The sequence below is a fragment of the Priestia sp. 10L35 genome (assembly GCF_056395685.1).
The window spans coordinates 1-18,208 of record NZ_JBFTKA010000023.1 but is presented as its reverse complement, the minus strand read 5'-3'; the positions used below and the strand labels follow the sequence as shown (position 1 = coordinate 18,208).

Below are 18,208 nucleotides of genomic sequence, written 5' to 3'. Positions count from 1 at the left end.
TCGTACATTTCAGCTCTATTCAAAGTGAAGGCTTTAAATCGTTAGACGAAGGTCAAAAAGTAACGTTTGATATCGAACAAGGTCAACGTGGAGCACAAGCTGCTAACGTTCATAAAGTAGCATAATCAAAATGAGTAAAAAAGACTCCACCTGGGAGTCTTTTTTTACTTTTTATTCCACTAGCTAGAAAAAACAGGTTTTTGTTCAATAATTTAAGAAGACGTGATTTTTAAAAGGATTACTTGGAAAATAAGTTTAAAAATTGAAGAACGAACTCTGATAAAGGATCCCTATCTACTTTTAAAATCTCGGCATAATAGAAAAACGAACGGTACAAGGTTTAGACTAGTTAAAACATACACTGGAAACACAAAGAAAATAAGGTATACCTTTTTGTTAAGAAGTTTAATTGTAGTTAAAAAAATCAGAAGTTTTTGGTAATTCACACAAAAATGTGGGGTATAAATTATTTTTGATGGGGATTAGGGGACTCATCTAAAAACCGTTTTCGAGCTCTCATTTTATGGACACACAAAGGACACTTTTGATGATTTTGATAAGAGAAATTTTTTCTCATCTAACCATTACAGTCTTCTGATTGACATTCCCAAATTTCTGTTCGTTCTTTAGGTAAGGGCTCTTGATTTTTCTTCCTATGGTTATAATACTTAACTACATCATCCCTCCTCCTAAATAGTATACCTTTTAAAAAAGAAATATCAGGACCCCTATCTTTCTAAATTAAACCACTCTTTATAGGTACTATAAGAAATTATAAATACACTTAGGCGTGGATAAAATAAGGCATGAATTCTCCTTGTACGGATACGTTAGAACAAGATGTTCGTTGATAGTAACATTGATTTATTAATACGCAGGAATGAATAAGCACTATCTCTTTTTGAAGAGTGCTTTGCTCGTTCTTGAATTTGAGTAAAAGAAGGAGCACGAAACAGTTGAAAAATTTTTCTGATTTTCACTTAAGTAAGGACATTGAAAAGGCCATTCATAACTTGGGTTTTGAAGAGGCTACGCCAATTCAGGCTGAAGCTATTCCAATAGCTATGACGGGTAAAGATCTAATTGGACAAGCTCAAACAGGGACTGGAAAGACAACAGCTTTTGGTATACCCCTTATTGAGCGAGTTGAGCTTGATGAAGAAGCGATTCAGGGAATCGTTCTAGCGCCGACGCGTGAACTGGCGATTCAAGTAGCTGAGGAATTAAATCGAATTGGACAGGTAAAAGGAGTTAAAACGTTACCCATTTATGGGGGGCAGGACATTAATCGTCAAATCAAGGCCCTTAAGAACAGACCACATATTATCTCGGCAACCCCTGGACGTCTCATGGACCATATGAAAAGAAGGACGATTCGTTTAAATCATATTCGTACGGCTGTTCTGGATGAAGCAGATGAGATGTTAAACATGGGCTTTATTGAAGATATCCAAACAATTCTTGGGGGGATTTCTTCTCCCCATCAAACTTTACTATTTTCAGCAACCATGTCGAAGCAAGTACAAAGTTTAGCCCAGAAATTCATGAACACTCCTGAACTCGTGAAAGTAAAAGCGAAGGAGTTAACAGTAAAGAATATTGAACAACAGTATATGGAAATTCCAGAGAATCGAAAATTTGATGTTCTTTGTAATCTTGTAGACCTTCAATCACCAGACCTGACGATTGTGTTTGGTCGCACAAAAAAACGTGTGGATGAACTTGCCGAAGGGTTGAAAAAACGTGGGTATGCAGCCGAAGGTATTCATGGAGATCTTACGCAATCAAAACGTGCCGATGTGATTCGTCAATTTAAGGAGCATACGATTGAGATTATGGTCGCAACCGATGTTGCAGCAAGAGGCCTTGATATTACAGGTGTTAGTCATGTCTATAATTTTGATATTCCTCAAGATCCTGAAAGCTATGTTCATCGCATTGGTCGAACAGGACGGGCAGGTAATAAGGGATTGGCGGTTACATTTATAACTTCGAGAGAACGTCATCACTTAAAAGTGATTGAAGATGTTACGAAAACAAAGATGTCTAGACAATCGCCTCCCACTTCTAGTGAAGTAATGGCAGGAAATCAGGAAGAAATCATACACCGCGTTTTGAACACCATCGACAAGAGAGAGCTAGGGGAATATAAACCTGTGGCAGAAAAGTTATTAGAAGAAGTGGATTCTGTTACTTTATTGTCAGCCACTTTAAAGCTCTTAACAAAAGAATCAAATATGGCTCCTGTCCAATTAACTGAAGTGGCACCACTTCGTAATGAAAAGGCAAAAACGGAGCGTAAGAGAAGTAGAGGCAGAAAAGAAACAGTATGGCGTGAAAAAAAGTATAGAAAATAATCCCTTAGTATTTTATGACTATGTACTTCATTAGTAGGTATTGAGGTTTATCACACCGTAAGGTGTCAAACTACAACTATCCCTTCTTGAACCAACTATCGAAGAAAGGTTGCTTACTTTTTTAACACATATACCAGAAAACTTATACGAATTGATGTAAGCCTTTCTCAGCTCCATTATAAGAATCACACGGCAACTTTAATTGTTAATCCTTATGATTGTGGAGAACTAAAAAATATCAGACAAAAGAGCTGTATAAAATAAAGAATCTTGTGAGATTTACATTATGTCTCACGATAAATAAAAATGAAAATTTTATTATTTTTGATACGATAGAGGATGAGGGCTATGAGCGTAAAAATATTTAGTAATGGAGAAATAGTAAATATAAGAGTATCGAATGAATTAGTGACAATCTTAAAAAGTCATTATGTAAAAAACATGAAAAGATACTCTTATACGGTCAATAAATACCCAAGTACTTTTTTCTTTGAAGAAGAATTAATGAAACATGAATAATAATTATTCGTGAATAAGTTTTGATATAAAAATCTTTTTAAGTAAAAACAGACTCTGAAGATAGAGTCTGTTTTTTATTATGGTTTCTTATGCTTTACGTACGTTTGTCGCTTGTGGGCCACGTTGCCCTTGTTCGATATCAAACGTCACTTCTTGACCTTCATCCAAGGATTTAAACCCGTCACCTTGAATAGCCGAGAAGTGAACAAACACATCTTCTCCATCCTCACGCTCGATAAATCCAAAACCTTTGTCGGCATTAAACCATTTCACTTTACCGTGTTCCATTTTTGTTGCCTCCTAGAATATAGAAAATAAACCAGATTATAATTAAAACTAGCTTATTTATTATATTATCCCAATAGAGACATCTTAAACTTAAATTAATTTGATCTTTCAACGTTCTTTATCATTACTAACTTCACTAAAAGATTATTAGGATATGACTATATACATAAAGAGGTTCTCGTGCAAAAACTTCAAAATATCTGTAAGTGACCTTCTAAACATGGAAATGATGGAAGACCGAAAATTACCCGTTGCCCACACAATCATTATGCATTGTATTCATCAATATGAACCTAAATTAGATGAGAGAGTACAATGGGACCGGTCTGTCCAAAAGAAAGGGAAGTTCACTCAAAAATATTTTGAATAGTTGCGTAAAAATAGATTCTATTAGAGAGGAATCTATATACCTTTTTCATATAAATGCAACCTTCGCACAAGAATCCATAAACTTGTTTGCAAATAAAAAAATGACGCCGTTTTAGGCGCCATTTTTCACAGAATGGAGAAGGACACACCCTATGCAAAGGCGGTACTATTAACACATCGTCTTGATTTGATAATACCCAGTGTTCAACTTTAATAAACCTTTGGTTATGACGATTTATGCAGAATACCTGCATGGAGGTAAGTCTACACATAATCTAAATTTTTTCGTGTAAATAAATAACAGAAAAACAAAGTAAAACTGTCTTTCAGTACTTCTATGATTTATGTCATTTAAAAGAGATTATTTTTTCTCATATTCTAAAGGCAAGGGAGAGAAAACATTTTTGGTAACTAATTGTTTAAAAACTAAATTCCTATGCTCTCTTTCTTCTAATAAACCTTTAATCTCTTTACATAAATGAATTCACATATTCAATAATTCGATTTCTTGTGACATCCGATTTACCCCCTCTTGAATAAATTTATAAAAGATTTTACGTAAAATGAAAAAAGTCTTTGAAATGGTACAATAGTTACGGTTGTGAAAGAATTTGATTGAAGGAGCAGAGCATATATGCAGAAATAAAGGCAAATGAATGTTCAATTTATAAACCTATATCACTTTATAAAAATCAAAAGAAGGCGCCTTTTCTATGTATATGATAGAAAAGCTCTTTGGAATAATCCTAGAACTTTTCTATCCATTGTAGATACACGAGATTATTTAACAGCTTGTTTTAATTCCTTTCCTGCTTTAAAGGAAGCTATTTTTGAAGCAGGAATCTGCATTGTTTCACCTGTTTGAGGATTTCGACCTGTTCGCTCTGCACGTTCTCGTACTTCAAATGTACCAAAGCCAATTAGTTGGATTTTTTCTTCCTTGGCAAGTTCGGCAGCTATTGTTTCAAATACTACATTCACAGCTTTTGTAGCATCTTTCTGTGTTAGATCTGCTTTTGTTGCAACGGCACTGATTAGTTCCATTTTATTCATAGTCAAACACCTCATTTCATTTGTTTAAGCAAGTATATTAGAGGAATAACCTATCTTTTATGCACTTACTCTTTTATAAGATTAGATAAAAGTAGGTAAATACCCTTTTTAGTTAATTAATATACAATATATAACAAGTTCTTTGATACAGTTAATTTTTCTATAGCTATAATAAACGCATGTCCCACAGGAACTTAAAATAAAAAGAACCCAATCAGTTGGGGAGTTTATTCGAGCTTCTTCCCTTAGAGCCACAGTTGACCAATATTAAAACAACAAGGCTCTTTACTTAGGGGACTTTTTTTACCGATAATTTACATTACCTAAAATCATTTATAATAAATTGTACTTAATAAAAAAAGAATCCTTTGCTGATATGTGAACTTCCCCCCTGTCAAATAGACAGTGGAAATAAATAAAACTTGCGATTTGCAGCCCAATGATGGAGAGGATCCACTGAGCGTTGACCGGCATGCAGCTATGACAAAAACGGAAATCCGTTCGTCAAAAGAGCAAATAACAAGAAAGCAATCTCTTCAACCCTCCCCCTTCCCAAAAGGAAGTCGGGAGGGCATTATTTGTATTCCGGGACATTTCCACGGTTCGCGGGGAAACTGTCCATCATACCGAATGCCGTTCAGGCGCACCTCGTGTGCTAACGAACTTCTTTTTCTTGTTACGCTCAAGGTCTATAAAGACCAGATCGTCTTTTAAACCATTGGAATAAATGAGTAACAATCACTTTCAGGATCGCATAGCCTGGAACCGCTAGGATAATTCCTCCCAATCCAAACAGATTACCCGCCGTCAAAATAATGAAAATGATCGTGATTGGGTGAATATGAAGCGATTTCCCCATAATTTGCGGAGAAATAAACTTGCCTTCGATCAATTGGACGATCGTCCATACGATAATCATCTTAAACAGCATAGCTGGCGAGGTAACGGTTGCGACAATCAATGCCGGAGTAATGGCTATCGCCGGCCCCAAATATGGAACAATGCTTGTGAAAGCTGCTGCGATCGCAAGAACCAAAGAATATTTCAGGCCAATGATCAAATAGCCTATATATAACAAGAGTCCGATGCAAAAACTAACGATGACTTGTCCCCGGATATAAGAACTGATTTGATGATTCATTTCCTCCATCATCTCGAAAGATTGAGGACGAAGTTTGGTTGGAATGAGATTCAGAATGTAATGTGGCAGCCTACTGCCATCTAACAACAAGTAAAACAAAATGAATGGGACGACGACAATGGCTAGAACGACTTCCGTTATAGCTCCTACTACGCCCCTCCAGCTACTCGCCAACCGATTGATAAACGAAGTCAGTTGGCCTATAACCGTATTTGTCCAATCCGTGGAGCTATATCCGGTCGTATGCTGAAACCGGTTAAAAAACGCGCCTCCGATTAGTTTTTTAAACCAAAGCTTGGCCTCTGCGCTGTAGGCTGGAAAATTATTGATGAGATCCATGCCTTGAATACGTATAACCGGAATGACAGCAAAAATTAGAAGCGTAATGATTGCGATGATCAACAAATAAAGGATGATAATAGAATAGACGCGCTTAATTCTCCTCTTTTCAAGCAGATTGACAATCGGATTCGTTAAATAATACACAACCCCCGTTAAAATCAACGGTAGCAATATCGTCTGAACCAGAACGATAAAAGGCTCGAATACAAAAGAAATCAAGTTAAAGACCCAAATGTTCAAACCAATAAGCAGTAAGATCAACAGAAACAACACAAATTTATTATTCAGAAAGAATTTCTTAAATCTTTCATCCCCGGTCTTGAGAGTTGACATCTGATCTCCTCCAATCCTTATCCTATATTGTCCGTGGACAAACTTCACACCGCATTTTACAGTGACCTTGCCAAGATTATTGTTATTCCCCAATTACGCTCTCCTTGCGTCGAAAGCAGGGATTTCTGGAAATTAAGCATAAAATAAAAAAACCACCGTTAATTATGGTTTATCGTGCATAAATAATGTTCGGATTAATCAAAACAGATTTTCATGGGTCAATAGGTAAACCCATTAGATATATAAAGTAATATTTATAAATAGGAATATGAATATAAAAAAACTTATAAATATAATGTTCCCTAATATAGACTTAGCAAATAGAATTTTGTAAATTGATGTTCCAAAAACTTTTTCTTTTTTCAAGTTTATTATTAATGAAAACAAAGATAAAATAATAAATGTAACACTTATTTGGGAGACAAAAATTGTCGGTTTAAATCAGCTTCTACACTAGGTAAATGATTTAAAATATTCTCTAGCCATTTCAAATTTACAACCTTTAATTACTGTAATATTGTCAAAGCTATAACCATAATTATTCCTATTTCTATTAATCTAATAAAGTTATTTAAAGAATAGATCAGAGGATACTTTATTTTCCCTTCAATTCTATAATATTTTATTAGATAAGCGTTTTTGATTTTTCTCATTCTATACTTGAATTTTTGAATTTTCCCCAGTCTATTTCCCTCACTCTCTTATATTTTAAAAGCACTTAATTTATAATGTTTTCTTTCGTTATTCTTAAAAACCCCACTTCAATTCAATACTAATTATTACAATTATTTTCTTTTTAGGCAACGACAAACTTCTATTAAATAACACAATTGTTGCATAGCATGATTGTCATTTTTATAACAACTTTATTATTATTTAACATATGTTACGATTTCTTATAGGTAACAGAAGGTAAAATGGTAATAAGAAACCTATCCATTTAAGGAATAAAAAAAGACTGCCTTTTTCCAGTTAAAAGAGGCACTCTTTTTCTAATTTCAGGCTGTAAATCATATGCAAAGTTAGTTACGTCAGCTAAGTGATTAAGACTATCCAATGTAGACAATCCAAAAAGGTACATCTTTTTGGACTATCTATATTGAACAAACCTTAATATTAACAAAATAAAAAGCTACCTCGGTAGCTTTTCTGTAACGCAATCATATTTTTTGAGGATTCAATCCATCCAAATGTAGTAAAGACCTGCATACCCTCTTGTCATCTTTTTTCCTTTATATTTGACTGAAGATTAATAACAACCTCCCAAATAAATAAAACAAATCCTCGAAGATATTTGGATAAAAGTAAATGTCCGAAACCGGGAAAGGCTGCTGACCACCAGGCTATGATGTAGGGATTTCTTAAGTGAATCTGAGTAGTTCCAAGTGTACTAACGTGAGCTATATAGCGTCTTGCTGTGTTATCGTTTGTATAGTTTTTCATGTATGTTCTCCTATGGAATTATTAGGGGATTAAACAAATTGTATTTTACATCTTTAATCCATAATTAACATACTTTGATATATTTATTCTGTTTTACACGTTTAAAATACCTAAAAATCCTTCATGAGATAAAAAGGGTTTTTAGGTATTAGGTTCCTAGAAGCAACATTATGGTAACTAACTTTGTATACGATATACAATTTAAAAATAAAAAGGGGAAAAACCTACTGATCATCTGCAGCAGGCTTCTCTGTTACGTAAAAGCTATAGGAATTATTATGGACGATGTCTATTGGAAACATCTTGGGTAGTTTGCTCAGAACAGAAAAATTCATGTAAAAAAAATAAAAACCTAGTGTTTTCTTATATCCAGTATCTTAATAACATTGTTTAAATGTTTTTCTGATTCCTCTAAACGTTTTTGAGTATTTACTAAAGATTTTTGAACAGATAAAACAGAGGGAACTTTGATATTTTTGGCTTCTGTGCATACGAGATGACCTATATCGTCCTGCCATTGGATCGTACATTTGAAATTCATAAATAACTTGTTACTTGTTTGCAAAATGAGATATTGGGTTACAGGATGAGAATTTTTAATCTGTGACAGCATTACTATTGCTTTATTTCGGTCTTCTTTATAAATAATATTCCATATACTAGAAGTAGGTTGAAAATATGAATGGGTTATATTTGAAGAATTTAGAATTGTACCATCTTGCGCAATTTGAAAATAAGGGACAGGAATCCATTTAGCTATATTACTAATATCCATGTTTTAACCCCTTTAAATTAATGAATTTTTTTACCTGAGACAATATGTTTCTAGAGCAGTGACCATGGTAAATTAAGATGTATATAGCATACATCTTAAAAGTTGAAAAAACTACTCCATCTAAAGGTGTTCCTAAAATATGTTTTATGGTAACTAGGAATATGGGAAATGTACAGTTTAAAAACAGAAAAAACCTACCTTTTGGAGAGGGAGGCAGAATTCTTCTGTTACTTGAATTTTATTTAAATGGGTTCTATGAGATGATGCTTCACAGCATCTTGAATAGTCTGCTCATCTTATTGTGTATTATTCATTTTATCAACATAAATCCGACAGACAGCCAATTTCTTTGTATGGAGTATACATGAGGTAATAAGAAAAAGAGAGGATAGAATGAAAGAAATTAATTCAACAATAAAAAATCTACCTAATGGTTGCAAATTAGGCAGATTTTTATCTAAAGCTTATCTTTTGTCATATAGATTGTAACATAGTTTAAAAAGAGACTTCAATTTTATTCGGTTGTTTTTTTAGTTTGTTCCGTGTGCCACCACAATGAGTCTTTTGGATTTTCAACTGCTTCATTGTACTCATTCTTAGAGGAAACTGTTGGGTATGAACCTTTGAGTGATTTTCCTGCTGTGTTCGCAAACAGGAACAAGATCACGAAGAACCCAATGATGCTCACAATGGTTAAATAGAACGCTGGAGCTAAGTGATTGCCCGTTGCGTGAACTAACCATGTCGCAACTAGTGGCGTTGTTCCACCAAAGATAGAAACTGAAACATTAAACGTAATGGCCAATGTTCGGTAGCGAATATCTGTATAGAACATCGTTGGCAGCGTTCCTGGCATGGTTCCTTCGTACGTAGCAAGGAAAATACCTAAAATCAGAACACCAATTGAAACGAAGACTAAACCGTTTAAGTTGACTAAATAGAACGAAAAAGCTGAGAATAAGCTTAACCCACCTAAACCAATTAAGAAAACATTTTTGTTCCCGATTTTATCACTCAGTTTTCCAAACATAAGCGCAAGTGGCACCATGATAATCATAATGGCCGTAATTAATACCGTACCCACTGTGTTTGATAAACCAATAATTTCATTTAAGTAAGATGGCATATACGATAATAACATATAGTTTGTAATATTAAAGAAAGCCACGGCTACAAAACAAACAAACACATCTTTTTTGTGGTTTTTTAAAATAGAGAGAAAGCTTTCCTCTTCAATTTCCTCTTCAGAATTAGAGATTTCATTTTCAAAAATAGGTGTTTCCCCTAAACTACTTCGTAAATAAAACCCAATTAGTCCTAAAGGTAATCCTAATAAGAACGGAATTCTCCAGCCCCATGAGGCCATTTGTTCATCTGTTAGAAGAAGGAACAGCAAGCTAGCTAGTAGTGAAGCCAGAATATAACCAACAAGGGTACCAATTTCTAGTCCACTTCCAAGCATATTACGCTTATTGTCTGGAGACGATTCTGCAATATAGACCATTGCACCAGCATATTCACCGCCAGTTGAGAAACCTTGAATGATTCGAGCAATTAGTAAGAGGATAGGTGCCCATACACCGATTTGATCATATGTAGGTAATAATCCAATGAGTAATGTGGAAAAGGCCATTAAAATAATCGTAGTAGTTAAAACGACTTTCCGTCCTAACTTGTCTCCAATTTTACCGAATATAACACCGCCGAGTGGACGCATTAAAAAGGCAATGGCAAATGTGGCAAATGTGAACATTAATTTGAGTTGATCATTTTCAACTGCGCTAAAAAAGTTTTGACTAATTATAACAGCTAGATATGAATACAAACCAAAGTCAAACCATTCCATCGCGTTTCCTACGCCTGTAGCAAAGACGCTTCTTTTTGCTTTATCAATATCTACGACGTTAATTTTTTTCTTGTTAAACTTCATTTCATCACGTCACCTCCAATGTATAAGGTTATACAAAAACCCGGTTAAAAGTCAAACTAAAGGCTTAGTTTATTAAACATCCAAACCCTTAGAAACATTCATTATTTTTAGATAACAAAAAAATATTCATATGTAAGGAAAAAAAGAATGCATGTCGCCCATATAGTATGTTCAATGTTTAACTTTGATGAGCAGGCAGATAGGGAGGAAAAGATAAGGGAAATAGGAAAAAACTACTGACTGACTCCCACCAACAGTAGCTTTTCCTGTAAAATAGAATAGGAAAGTGTAATGCCTTTCGGCATTGTACGTAGTTTATCCAAATCATATTGCGCTAATACGCTTAGATGTTGGATAACTATATGTTATGTGATTTCGAAGAAATCATCTCATCAGAAATAAGTTTCTTCTAAATATACAATAACAAATTTTTATAGAAAAATCACTTAACTTGATTGATATACATACATGTTAAAAATAAAATATTTAGTTGAAAGGACTTATAAACTGTGTTAGTTGTGACCTGGACTGTCCTCCAATTTTACTTTTCAGTATTTTCCCGTTTTTAAACAAGATAATGGTCGGTAATATGTCGACTGGGAATTTGTCGACTACTTTTTTTTCTTCATTTACATTAACTTCTAAGAACTTAATATCTTTTTTTATATTCTTCTCTATAGATTCTAAGTTTGCGCGAGTTGTTTGGCACTCTTCTATCTGGGGGTTAGAAAAATAAGCTAAGGTTATACCTTCCTTAATCAGTGAGAAAAAATTATCTTTTGTCCCTTTTAAAATGGTCATTACAATCCTCCAAATCATCATTTTGTAATGAAGACTTTAACGATATTTTATTTGTTGTCTTGCTACTCATTCGCAGTATAAGAACTTAAATAGATATGGTGTTTTCTAAGTGACAGACACCTGGAAAATACGTATAATAAGGGAGAATGTTAACCTTAACCAAGTACATTCATTCAGACTAGGAGAAGACTTTCTTATTTAAGAAAGTCTTTTTCGTTTTAAATTTAAGCAGTAGGCAAACCACCTAGTGTATTGTTGTAAGCGAAAATATTAAAAATTGAGTTTCTAATAAAACCATAACATGTATTAAAAAGAAAATCATGCTATTTCACTTTTGAAAATGAAATATACACAACAGGCTATATGTATTAAAGTTGCATTATTCTGAATGTTGATTTGGGTAACTGTTCAAAGTATACATGGTGGAACATGCTTCTTTATTCATGGACAGTTGTTTTTTATTTACATTCTATCGAATTTTATTTATACTATCCTTACCTTACTGTAACGGAAATTATAGTGGGTGATTCTAACTACAAAAAGAACCTTCTCATTCGTTGAGAAGGTTCTTTTTATTTTTAAACTATCATTACAATTAATTCTTATAAGCCGTTTTATGTTAACTAAAATTGATCCTAGAACGACAACTTTATTAGAAATGAGGATAGTTTGGTTGTTCTTAGATGCTAGAAGCTAAAATGTTCAAGCTATAATATTAACTATATAGATTTTTCTTCATTAACAAATATAGTTACCATGCATTAGTAAAACCACCTATAGCTATGACAATCACTATTAGACCTATGGCCATGTAAAGAAAGGGTCCCCTTCCTTTCCACTCTAAATAGGTAGTGTAACTGTTAAAAACGAGCGATGACCCTAACAAAACAAGGCCAAATGACTTCAAATAAAGTGAATGCTGAAAGTAAGAAACGATAGCTAGAATGGCTCCCACTACAGCCAAAAGCACATAAAATACTTTCAATACTTTAATATATGTCATGTATTTCCCCCTTTTGCATCAACCGTATACTATCCTCTGTTACCAAGCATATGTTTGTCCAATATGAATTTAGGTCTAATTTCTAAAAATAATCAAATAAACATTTGAATATTTTTAGAAATTGGCCCCATCTCTGGTTCTAGGTGTGGCTATCAATATTTAATTTCACTATCTACAAGTTACATTAGGCAAAAATAAATTGTGCTTAATAAAAAAAGAACCCTTTGCTTATATAAAGCAAAGGGTTTTCAAATTTATTGGAATAGGGGGAATACGTTATTAGTGTAGCTAGATTTGTAGATTAATATACATACACATTTCAAAATAAAACTTGTGATTGATTAGATTAACACATGATTTAACTTTCGACTAAGTTTTATCATCCGTTAAGTAAATATTAAAGTACTTCATATATTATAAAGGTTTTAATATTTACTCTAAGTGACGACAAATAAAGTGTTTTTCTACAAGGTATGTAATTATTAAACTATTTTCAACTAAAATGTTATATTATTTACTTTAATGAATAATATAACAATAAATATTATCTATATTCTGAAGTTAAAAGGTATTAAAGATTCATTTAATAAGTTATTTTAAAATTATCTAACGTTTATTACTTTTATTTTGATGTTTGTTTTGATAGGGATGCGTTTCTTAAGGTATACAAGTAGAATTTATCTTTAACTCTTTTACTCAATAATTCCTTTGTGATTTGATTTCTAAATATTTAAGACAAGTTAACTGAAAAAGGTTAAATTATCCATATCCATCTTATATACTAAAAATGAACCAATACACAATAAGAAGGAGGAAGAAATCCTATGATAAGCATAAAAAAATTTGCTTGTACTCATTATGGAATAAGAATGAACGTTTTTAAATCTGAGGAAATAATTAGCTTCAATCATATGCAATCCAGAGGATACCTCACTTGCCCTTATTGTGGCGATATCGAAATCGCTCATGAATGCCAAGAAGGAAAATCAAGGTTTGTAGTTGCTGCTAATAGAGATCATACTCATGGTTGCCTCTCTAAAGAGTCATAAAAAATTAATCGCTCTAAAAGAATGGATTTTTTAGAGCGACTAATTTTACTTACACAAAAGTCTTTTCAAAATGGCCTATTTTATAGAAGAAACTCGTCAAAAAAGTAGCCTTTGCTTAACGGGAGCAAAGGCTTGTTAAAATTCAGGCAATTGGGGAATATGTTATTAGTTTAGACTAAATTAAAAATATATATACATATTTTCCTATATTATATAGGCGGGGATTTTGCAATGAATAACTCATTATTTAGCTTAAACGAACTTCACTTCGCTACAGAGTAAATCTCAGTATGAATATTCCCGGAAAAACAGGAATTCTTCTTCTTTTTATCTAACCTTATTAAGTGACAAGCTTGTAGAAGCTATGATATGTTAGCATTCCTACATATTATCTAAAAATAAGAGGACGAGGTGTTTGAATATGAATAAAACTGAACTAGTAGATGCAGTTGCAACACAAGCAGAACTCTCAAAGCAAGATGCTAAAAAAGCTGTGGAAGCATTGTTTGAAACGATTTCTAACACACTTGCGAAAGAAGAAAAAATTCAGTTGATTGGATTTGGAACATTTGAAGTACGTGAACGTGCAGCCCGTACAGGTCGTAACCCTCAAACAGGTGAGGAAATGACAATTCCGGCTTCAAAGGTTCCTGCTTTTAAACCGGGAAAAGAATTAAAAGCAGCTGTTAAATAAATATACCTTATAAGCAAGTCCCCTCTAGAGCTAGACTTCTAAAGGGGCCTATTTTTCATGGTGAAAAACATCTGAATACCTACACCTACATATTATCTAATCAAGGTTTCTATTTTCTTAAGTCGTCGTCTTAGAGTTAGAGGTAGGTTCTTTGCCAAGTCTAGGCTTCCAATTTCCTAACTTATTTTTTAAGTAATCCTTTAAGGATACCAATTCATCAGTGTCCTTTTTTATTTTGAGAAGACAGGGAATCTTTTAAGTCTCGTCGTATTCATATAGATAAAGAGGTGATTGAGTTGACACAATTAATTATTAATAATGTTGAATTTAATGTTGAAAATTTTGAAGAAAAAACAATTACACATTCCACTACAGGGGAGCAGCTAAAAAAGATTGGTTTTGCATTTTCGGTTATAGGAAAAAAAGATTATAACTTATATGACTTCTTTTTCGAGAGCCCCCATTTTGAACTTACTATTGTTGATACAAATGAGAAACTTAAAATGAAAAATATTTCACACAGTACTTTTTATCAAGCAGCAGAGATATCAGATGACACAAAAGTCGTGTTTAGAATTAAGCTACAACAAGAACCAGCCAAAGAAAAAGAACTTACAAAAGATCAGAAGTTGATGGTTAATGCCGTAAATGAGGTTATTTTATCTAGAGTAAGATTTAAAGCGTTAGAAGAAGTACTAGAAGAGAAAGGATTAATCAAAGGTGATGAATTGTTTGATAAGATTGAAAAAGTAGCTAAAAGTGACTTTGACACGTTAAAGCAAGAATTACTGGATGGTAAAGAAGAAATAAATACGTAAAAGCACCCCTATTTTATCAAGGTTCTTACTTATTTTTCTATAAAGAGCCTTTTCGTATATTATTTCTGATAATACTTATTATGTAAAATAAAAAGGTCAAATAATACGATTATTTGGCCTCAGCAGAAAATGAACAAAACATGCTGCATATAAAATGTTTTGTCTATACCACAAGAACGATGTCCTATAACCTTTGATACACACATGTATAGAAAATGACATATATCGTAGTCCTACTAACACATTGATCATAAAAGAAGCAGCGTTCCGTGTCTTTTTATCTCGGCATGCTGCTTCGTTATTTCTATGAACTTATCTACAACTTTAATCTGCTAGCTATCATTTCTATTTCAATCTGGGCACTTAGAGGTAGGGATACTACGTCTATAGTTGTACGAGCAGGATATGGTGTAGAAAATTGTTGTACATATACCGATACTGGGTCCATTTATAGAAAAACTTCTAGACGTCGCTTAAGAAAGTAGTAATTCACTTAAGTTCACACATATAGCTCTGGTAAAAACACTTTAATCCAAAAAAGCATCCTGAAAGGATGCTTAAAAGTTAGCCTGTAAAGCTTCAATCTTTTTCTTAAGCGTTTGGCTTTCTTGCTCTAATTCAATGATTCTATCTTGAAGTTCTTTATTATCCCAGTTGTTTTCCAGCTCTTCAGATAATTCCATTCGCTTTTTATGGATTTCAATTCGTTGTTTAGCCATCTCTTCTACTTCTTTATTTAATTGGAATTGTTCGTATGGATTCATATGTATTCCTCCTTTATTTTTACTTTCAACATAAACAGGCAATCCCTTTAAAATAAAGTCCAGTGAGTGTTTCCCACAAACATAGTGACGGCCCCGAACGCACTAGCAATAAAGCTAAAATTCCATACAGTTCGCATCCAAACTACCAAAAATCCATATGTCTTTCTAAAGGCTACTTCACGCATAAAGATGAGATAAAGTACTGTAAACCCATATACACCAAATGCTACCCATTGAAAAGTTTCTTGAATTTGAGGGGCTACTAAGGCAACTGCTACTAAAGCTACGGTGAAAATGAGGTTCACAACCATAAAGAAGCTTACAAAACGCATCCACTTAAACCCTTTCACATACAGTTTACCTGCATCTTGGTCTTCTTGTTTTAATTCTTCCATCATTCATTGCCCCCAGTATTTAGTTTTTTCTATTATAGTACGGGATGTTAGTTTCATTTTTAGATTGCTAGTATTAGTATTTTCAAGCTTAGAAGATTAGCCGCGAGTATTTTGAAGTTTTTGCATTAGAATTTCATATCGTATTTAATTAAAAGCTGTTTACAAATGTAAGCTGTTTTTTGCTGACTACTTAGACTGAAGAATTGCTTCTTTAACATACACTTTGTAGTCAATAATTGCATCCTCCATTATGGGCAGTTCGCTTTCTGAATTGATATATCCAGCTAATGGTTTGGTGCTTGCCTCAAAATAAGGGAGTTCTTCGTCAAGAGAAAACTTAATGCTGTTTTCATCTAGTGATAGCATGCTAACTATGGCGTCAGTACTTATTTCTTCTAAAGATAGTTCCTTTGCTGAAATGATATCTATAGTGCCCACACATGTTAAGTCCACTACTTTAAAGCCTTTATCTAACAGTTCTTTCACTAAATCTTTAGGCATCTAAAATCCTCCTTATCCCTTACTAATTTTCGACATAAAAAGAGGGATTCCTTTAGAATAACGCCCAGGGAGTATTGCACATGAATATACCCTATTGATTGGTTAATAACTAATTATCTCTTTATATTGAGGCATATTCTTATTTACACATGATTATCGACGGTCCCATTATAATATGTATTAAGATTGATTTTACTTAATATAAAAATTAATTACCTTTTTTTAAAAAAATTCTATTTATTATAAAGGGGTAGAATAATAGTGGGGGAAATCATAAGATTTTCTCGTTATAGATTTTGTGAAGAAAAGGAAACTCTTGTACTTTGATAAGCTTCCCTTTACTATATACTTTATTTTTTTCTTACCAATACAAAGTATGGTAATCTTATCCTTTGTATTTCTTTTTCAAGGCTACCGATAAAGTCCTTATGTAAGTTAAGCTTAATTGTCTTTTTATAAGAACTGAGTAAATTTTGATCGTTCAGTTTTTCATTGACTCATCCTCTCCTATAATGAAAATGCTTTTTAGCTATTACCTTAACCTCACGATGTCTCACCCTTACCTTACAAGGCTAAACAGTTGTGTTTTTTTCAACTAAATATGACTATATAGCTACTTCACTATGTTACATTAGTGTAAAAAAAGGGTATTAGTGGGAATAAGTATCCTTATCATAAACTCCTTTAGTTGCTTTATTTACTAATGAAAGAAGAGGAGAAGCTAATGATCATTGTAGAAAAGGTCATTTATCTTACAAAGAAGTATACGATTATTCATATATACACGAATAGGTACTGTGAAATTGGAGATGGCCAGAATGACTATAAGATTTTGTTAGTAAAGCTCTCTGAACTAAAGTAAATTGACATGTGAAGTTTATTGTTATGTGATAGGATTCAACACTAATCATAGAGTATAAAGCATGCCGAAATATGTCATAAGTACTCTGCTTTACAAAAGATAGAAGTATTTTATATAAAAGGAGGACAAGCCTTGAACTATATAAAACAAGAAGATTTACATTTTATTGGAACTAAAATTTTACAACGAAAAGAAGAATTAGCTGAAAATAAAAGACAAGACCTTGCAGAGGCTCATAACATCCATGTAGAATTAACTAATTTTCGAATTGACCTCCTTACGACTTATGCCGATTCTATTTTAATGGAAAAAGGTATAGCTATTGATAACATAAAACAATGGGGGAAAATACGGCCAATTTATTAGTAGGTAATCAGCTGCCCTTAAACATAGCCCTAGAGGAGATTAGCTATTATCGGGATGTAATCGGAGAGATTATAAAAGAAGAAGCAAAGAACAAAAAATTCTCTCTTGATGCCTTTTACGAAATTATTTCTCACTTTAATACCATTGTAGATGACGCCATTCAATCTGTAATTAGATCGCACGTAAAAGATTACACGAAAAAAACTACTGATCAAGAAACCGCACCCAAATTGTTAGACAAAGACTAATAATTAGCTGGAGATGGTACGATAAACTGAACACTAAATTAAGAGAAAAAGGTGATTCGGTTTATGGGTAGAAAAGTTTATGATCGTCAATTTAAAATGGCTGCCGTTCAGTTGGTACTGGAAGAGAACCTATTTGTAAAAGAGGTTGCGAAAGAAT

18 protein-coding genes and 2 pseudogenes are annotated in these 18,208 nt (G+C 33.1%); 7 read left to right on the top strand and 13 right to left on the bottom strand.

All coding sequences use genetic code 11. The features are described 5' to 3' along the window. The coding region (locus tag AC1DEF_RS28280; protein WP_477727705.1) for a cold-shock protein at window positions 1-125 on the top strand (125 nt) is incomplete at its 5' end. A 341-nt stretch (window positions 126-466) separates the two neighbouring features. Here AC1DEF_RS28280 and AC1DEF_RS28275 read toward each other — a convergent pair. Then, window positions 467-700 (bottom strand): annotated as a pseudogene (locus AC1DEF_RS28275) (cold-inducible protein YdjO-related protein). Window positions 701-956: 256 nt separating this feature from the next. Here AC1DEF_RS28275 and cshA point away from each other — a divergent pair. Continuing rightward, entirely contained in the window at window positions 957-2,357 is a 1,401-nt protein-coding gene (cshA, locus tag AC1DEF_RS28270; RefSeq protein WP_097825577.1) for a degradosome RNA helicase CshA, read from the top strand. 606 nt (window positions 2,358-2,963) lie between these two features. Here the strand turns inward: cshA and AC1DEF_RS28265 are convergent. From AC1DEF_RS28265 to AC1DEF_RS28230, 8 genes and pseudogenes are all read right to left on the bottom strand, one after another. Continuing rightward, window positions 2,964-3,164 (bottom strand): cold-shock protein, encoded by a 201-nt coding sequence (locus AC1DEF_RS28265; RefSeq protein WP_061860524.1) that lies wholly within the window; start codon window positions 3,162-3,164, stop codon window positions 2,964-2,966. Between the two features lie 1,149 nt (window positions 3,165-4,313). Then, window positions 4,314-4,586, bottom strand: coding sequence for an HU family DNA-binding protein (locus tag AC1DEF_RS28260; protein ID WP_097825578.1), 273 nt, complete (start codon window positions 4,584-4,586; stop codon window positions 4,314-4,316). A 682-nt stretch (window positions 4,587-5,268) separates the two neighbouring features. Then, entirely contained in the window at window positions 5,269-6,402 is a 1,134-nt protein-coding gene (locus AC1DEF_RS28255; RefSeq protein WP_097825588.1) for an AI-2E family transporter, read from the bottom strand. A 1,233-nt stretch (window positions 6,403-7,635) separates the two neighbouring features. Then, a pseudogene (locus tag AC1DEF_RS28250) lies at window positions 7,636-7,845 on the bottom strand (hypothetical protein); the annotation flags it as partial. Window positions 7,846-8,197: 352 nt separating this feature from the next. After that, on the bottom strand, window positions 8,198-8,620 hold the full coding sequence (locus tag AC1DEF_RS28245; protein ID WP_097825580.1) for a hypothetical protein: 423 nt from the start codon (window positions 8,618-8,620) through the stop codon (window positions 8,198-8,200). A gap of 514 nt (window positions 8,621-9,134) precedes the next feature. Further along, a complete protein-coding gene (locus AC1DEF_RS28240; RefSeq protein WP_097825582.1) occupies window positions 9,135-10,550 on the bottom strand; it encodes an MFS transporter in 1,416 nt (471 codons plus the stop codon). A gap of 486 nt (window positions 10,551-11,036) precedes the next feature. Further along, complete coding sequence (locus AC1DEF_RS28235; RefSeq protein WP_176521377.1) at window positions 11,037-11,351, bottom strand: thioredoxin family protein; 315 nt, start codon at window positions 11,349-11,351, stop codon at window positions 11,037-11,039. A 751-nt stretch (window positions 11,352-12,102) separates the two neighbouring features. Further along, entirely contained in the window at window positions 12,103-12,354 is a 252-nt protein-coding gene (locus AC1DEF_RS28230; RefSeq protein ID WP_097825584.1) for a hypothetical protein, read from the bottom strand. Window positions 12,355-13,178: 824 nt separating this feature from the next. Here AC1DEF_RS28230 and AC1DEF_RS28225 point away from each other — a divergent pair. The 3 genes from AC1DEF_RS28225 to AC1DEF_RS28215 all read left to right on the top strand — a co-directional run bounded on the left by AC1DEF_RS28225 (window position 13,179) and on the right by AC1DEF_RS28215 (window position 14,915). Beyond that, window positions 13,179-13,403, top strand: coding sequence for a hypothetical protein (locus tag AC1DEF_RS28225; RefSeq protein ID WP_097825585.1), 225 nt, complete (start codon window positions 13,179-13,181; stop codon window positions 13,401-13,403). A 421-nt stretch (window positions 13,404-13,824) separates the two neighbouring features. Then, window positions 13,825-14,097 (top strand): HU family DNA-binding protein, encoded by a 273-nt coding sequence (locus tag AC1DEF_RS28220; protein ID WP_034652973.1) that lies wholly within the window; start codon window positions 13,825-13,827, stop codon window positions 14,095-14,097. A 296-nt stretch (window positions 14,098-14,393) separates the two neighbouring features. After that, window positions 14,394-14,915, top strand: coding sequence for a hypothetical protein (locus AC1DEF_RS28215; protein WP_097825586.1), 522 nt, complete (start codon window positions 14,394-14,396; stop codon window positions 14,913-14,915). Window positions 14,916-15,472: 557 nt separating this feature from the next. On the opposite strand, the gene AC1DEF_RS28210 is transcribed toward AC1DEF_RS28215, so the two are convergent. The 4 genes from AC1DEF_RS28210 to sda form a co-directional block, all read right to left on the bottom strand. After that, on the bottom strand, window positions 15,473-15,679 hold the full coding sequence (locus tag AC1DEF_RS28210; RefSeq protein WP_097825587.1) for a hypothetical protein: 207 nt from the start codon (window positions 15,677-15,679) through the stop codon (window positions 15,473-15,475). Window positions 15,680-15,726: 47 nt separating this feature from the next. Beyond that, window positions 15,727-16,077 carry a hypothetical protein gene (locus tag AC1DEF_RS28205; protein WP_057242795.1) on the bottom strand — a complete coding sequence of 117 codons (351 nt, stop codon included), beginning with the start codon at window positions 16,075-16,077 and terminating at the stop codon, window positions 15,727-15,729. 183 nt (window positions 16,078-16,260) lie between these two features. Continuing rightward, window positions 16,261-16,575 carry a hypothetical protein gene (locus tag AC1DEF_RS28200; RefSeq protein WP_074898711.1) on the bottom strand — a complete coding sequence of 105 codons (315 nt, stop codon included), beginning with the start codon at window positions 16,573-16,575 and terminating at the stop codon, window positions 16,261-16,263. Window positions 16,576-16,925: 350 nt separating this feature from the next. Next, window positions 16,926-17,060: a sporulation histidine kinase inhibitor Sda gene (gene sda / locus AC1DEF_RS28195; protein WP_097825589.1), complete on the bottom strand. Its 135-nt coding sequence runs from the start codon at window positions 17,058-17,060 to the stop codon at window positions 16,926-16,928. Between the two features lie 509 nt (window positions 17,061-17,569). Here sda and AC1DEF_RS28190 point away from each other — a divergent pair. Both AC1DEF_RS28190 and AC1DEF_RS28185 read left to right on the top strand, forming a co-directional pair. Next, window positions 17,570-17,803 (top strand): hypothetical protein, encoded by a 234-nt coding sequence (locus AC1DEF_RS28190; RefSeq protein WP_255255837.1) that lies wholly within the window; start codon window positions 17,570-17,572, stop codon window positions 17,801-17,803. Further along, window positions 17,776-18,051 (top strand): hypothetical protein, encoded by a 276-nt coding sequence (locus tag AC1DEF_RS28185; RefSeq protein ID WP_255255838.1) that lies wholly within the window; start codon window positions 17,776-17,778, stop codon window positions 18,049-18,051. The genes AC1DEF_RS28190 and AC1DEF_RS28185 overlap by 28 nt, the downstream gene beginning before the upstream one ends. Window positions 18,052-18,208: the final 157 nt, after the last annotated feature.

Coding starts and splice junctions, on each gene's coding strand:
- AC1DEF_RS28230 (WP_097825584.1), bottom strand. CDS start 12,354: ATGACATATATTAAAGTATTGAAAGTATTTTATGTGCTTTTGGCTGTA.
- AC1DEF_RS28240 (WP_097825582.1), bottom strand. CDS start 10,550: ATGAAGTTTAACAAGAAAAAAATTAACGTCGTAGATATTGATAAAGCA.
- AC1DEF_RS28245 (WP_097825580.1), bottom strand. CDS start 8,620: ATGGATATTAGTAATATAGCTAAATGGATTCCTGTCCCTTATTTTCAA.
- AC1DEF_RS28265 (WP_061860524.1), bottom strand. CDS start 3,164: ATGGAACACGGTAAAGTGAAATGGTTTAATGCCGACAAAGGTTTTGGA.
- AC1DEF_RS28255 (WP_097825588.1), bottom strand. CDS start 6,402: ATGTCAACTCTCAAGACCGGGGATGAAAGATTTAAGAAATTCTTTCTG.
- AC1DEF_RS28260 (WP_097825578.1), bottom strand. CDS start 4,586: ATGAATAAAATGGAACTAATCAGTGCCGTTGCAACAAAAGCAGATCTA.
- AC1DEF_RS28225 (WP_097825585.1), top strand. CDS start 13,179: ATGATAAGCATAAAAAAATTTGCTTGTACTCATTATGGAATAAGAATG.
- AC1DEF_RS28205 (WP_057242795.1), bottom strand. CDS start 16,077: ATGATGGAAGAATTAAAACAAGAAGACCAAGATGCAGGTAAACTGTAT.
- AC1DEF_RS28185 (WP_255255838.1), top strand. CDS start 17,776: ATGGGGGAAAATACGGCCAATTTATTAGTAGGTAATCAGCTGCCCTTA.
- AC1DEF_RS28235 (WP_176521377.1), bottom strand. CDS start 11,351: ATGACCATTTTAAAAGGGACAAAAGATAATTTTTTCTCACTGATTAAG.
- AC1DEF_RS28220 (WP_034652973.1), top strand. CDS start 13,825: ATGAATAAAACTGAACTAGTAGATGCAGTTGCAACACAAGCAGAACTC.
- AC1DEF_RS28200 (WP_074898711.1), bottom strand. CDS start 16,575: ATGCCTAAAGATTTAGTGAAAGAACTGTTAGATAAAGGCTTTAAAGTA.
- AC1DEF_RS28210 (WP_097825587.1), bottom strand. CDS start 15,679: ATGAATCCATACGAACAATTCCAATTAAATAAAGAAGTAGAAGAGATG.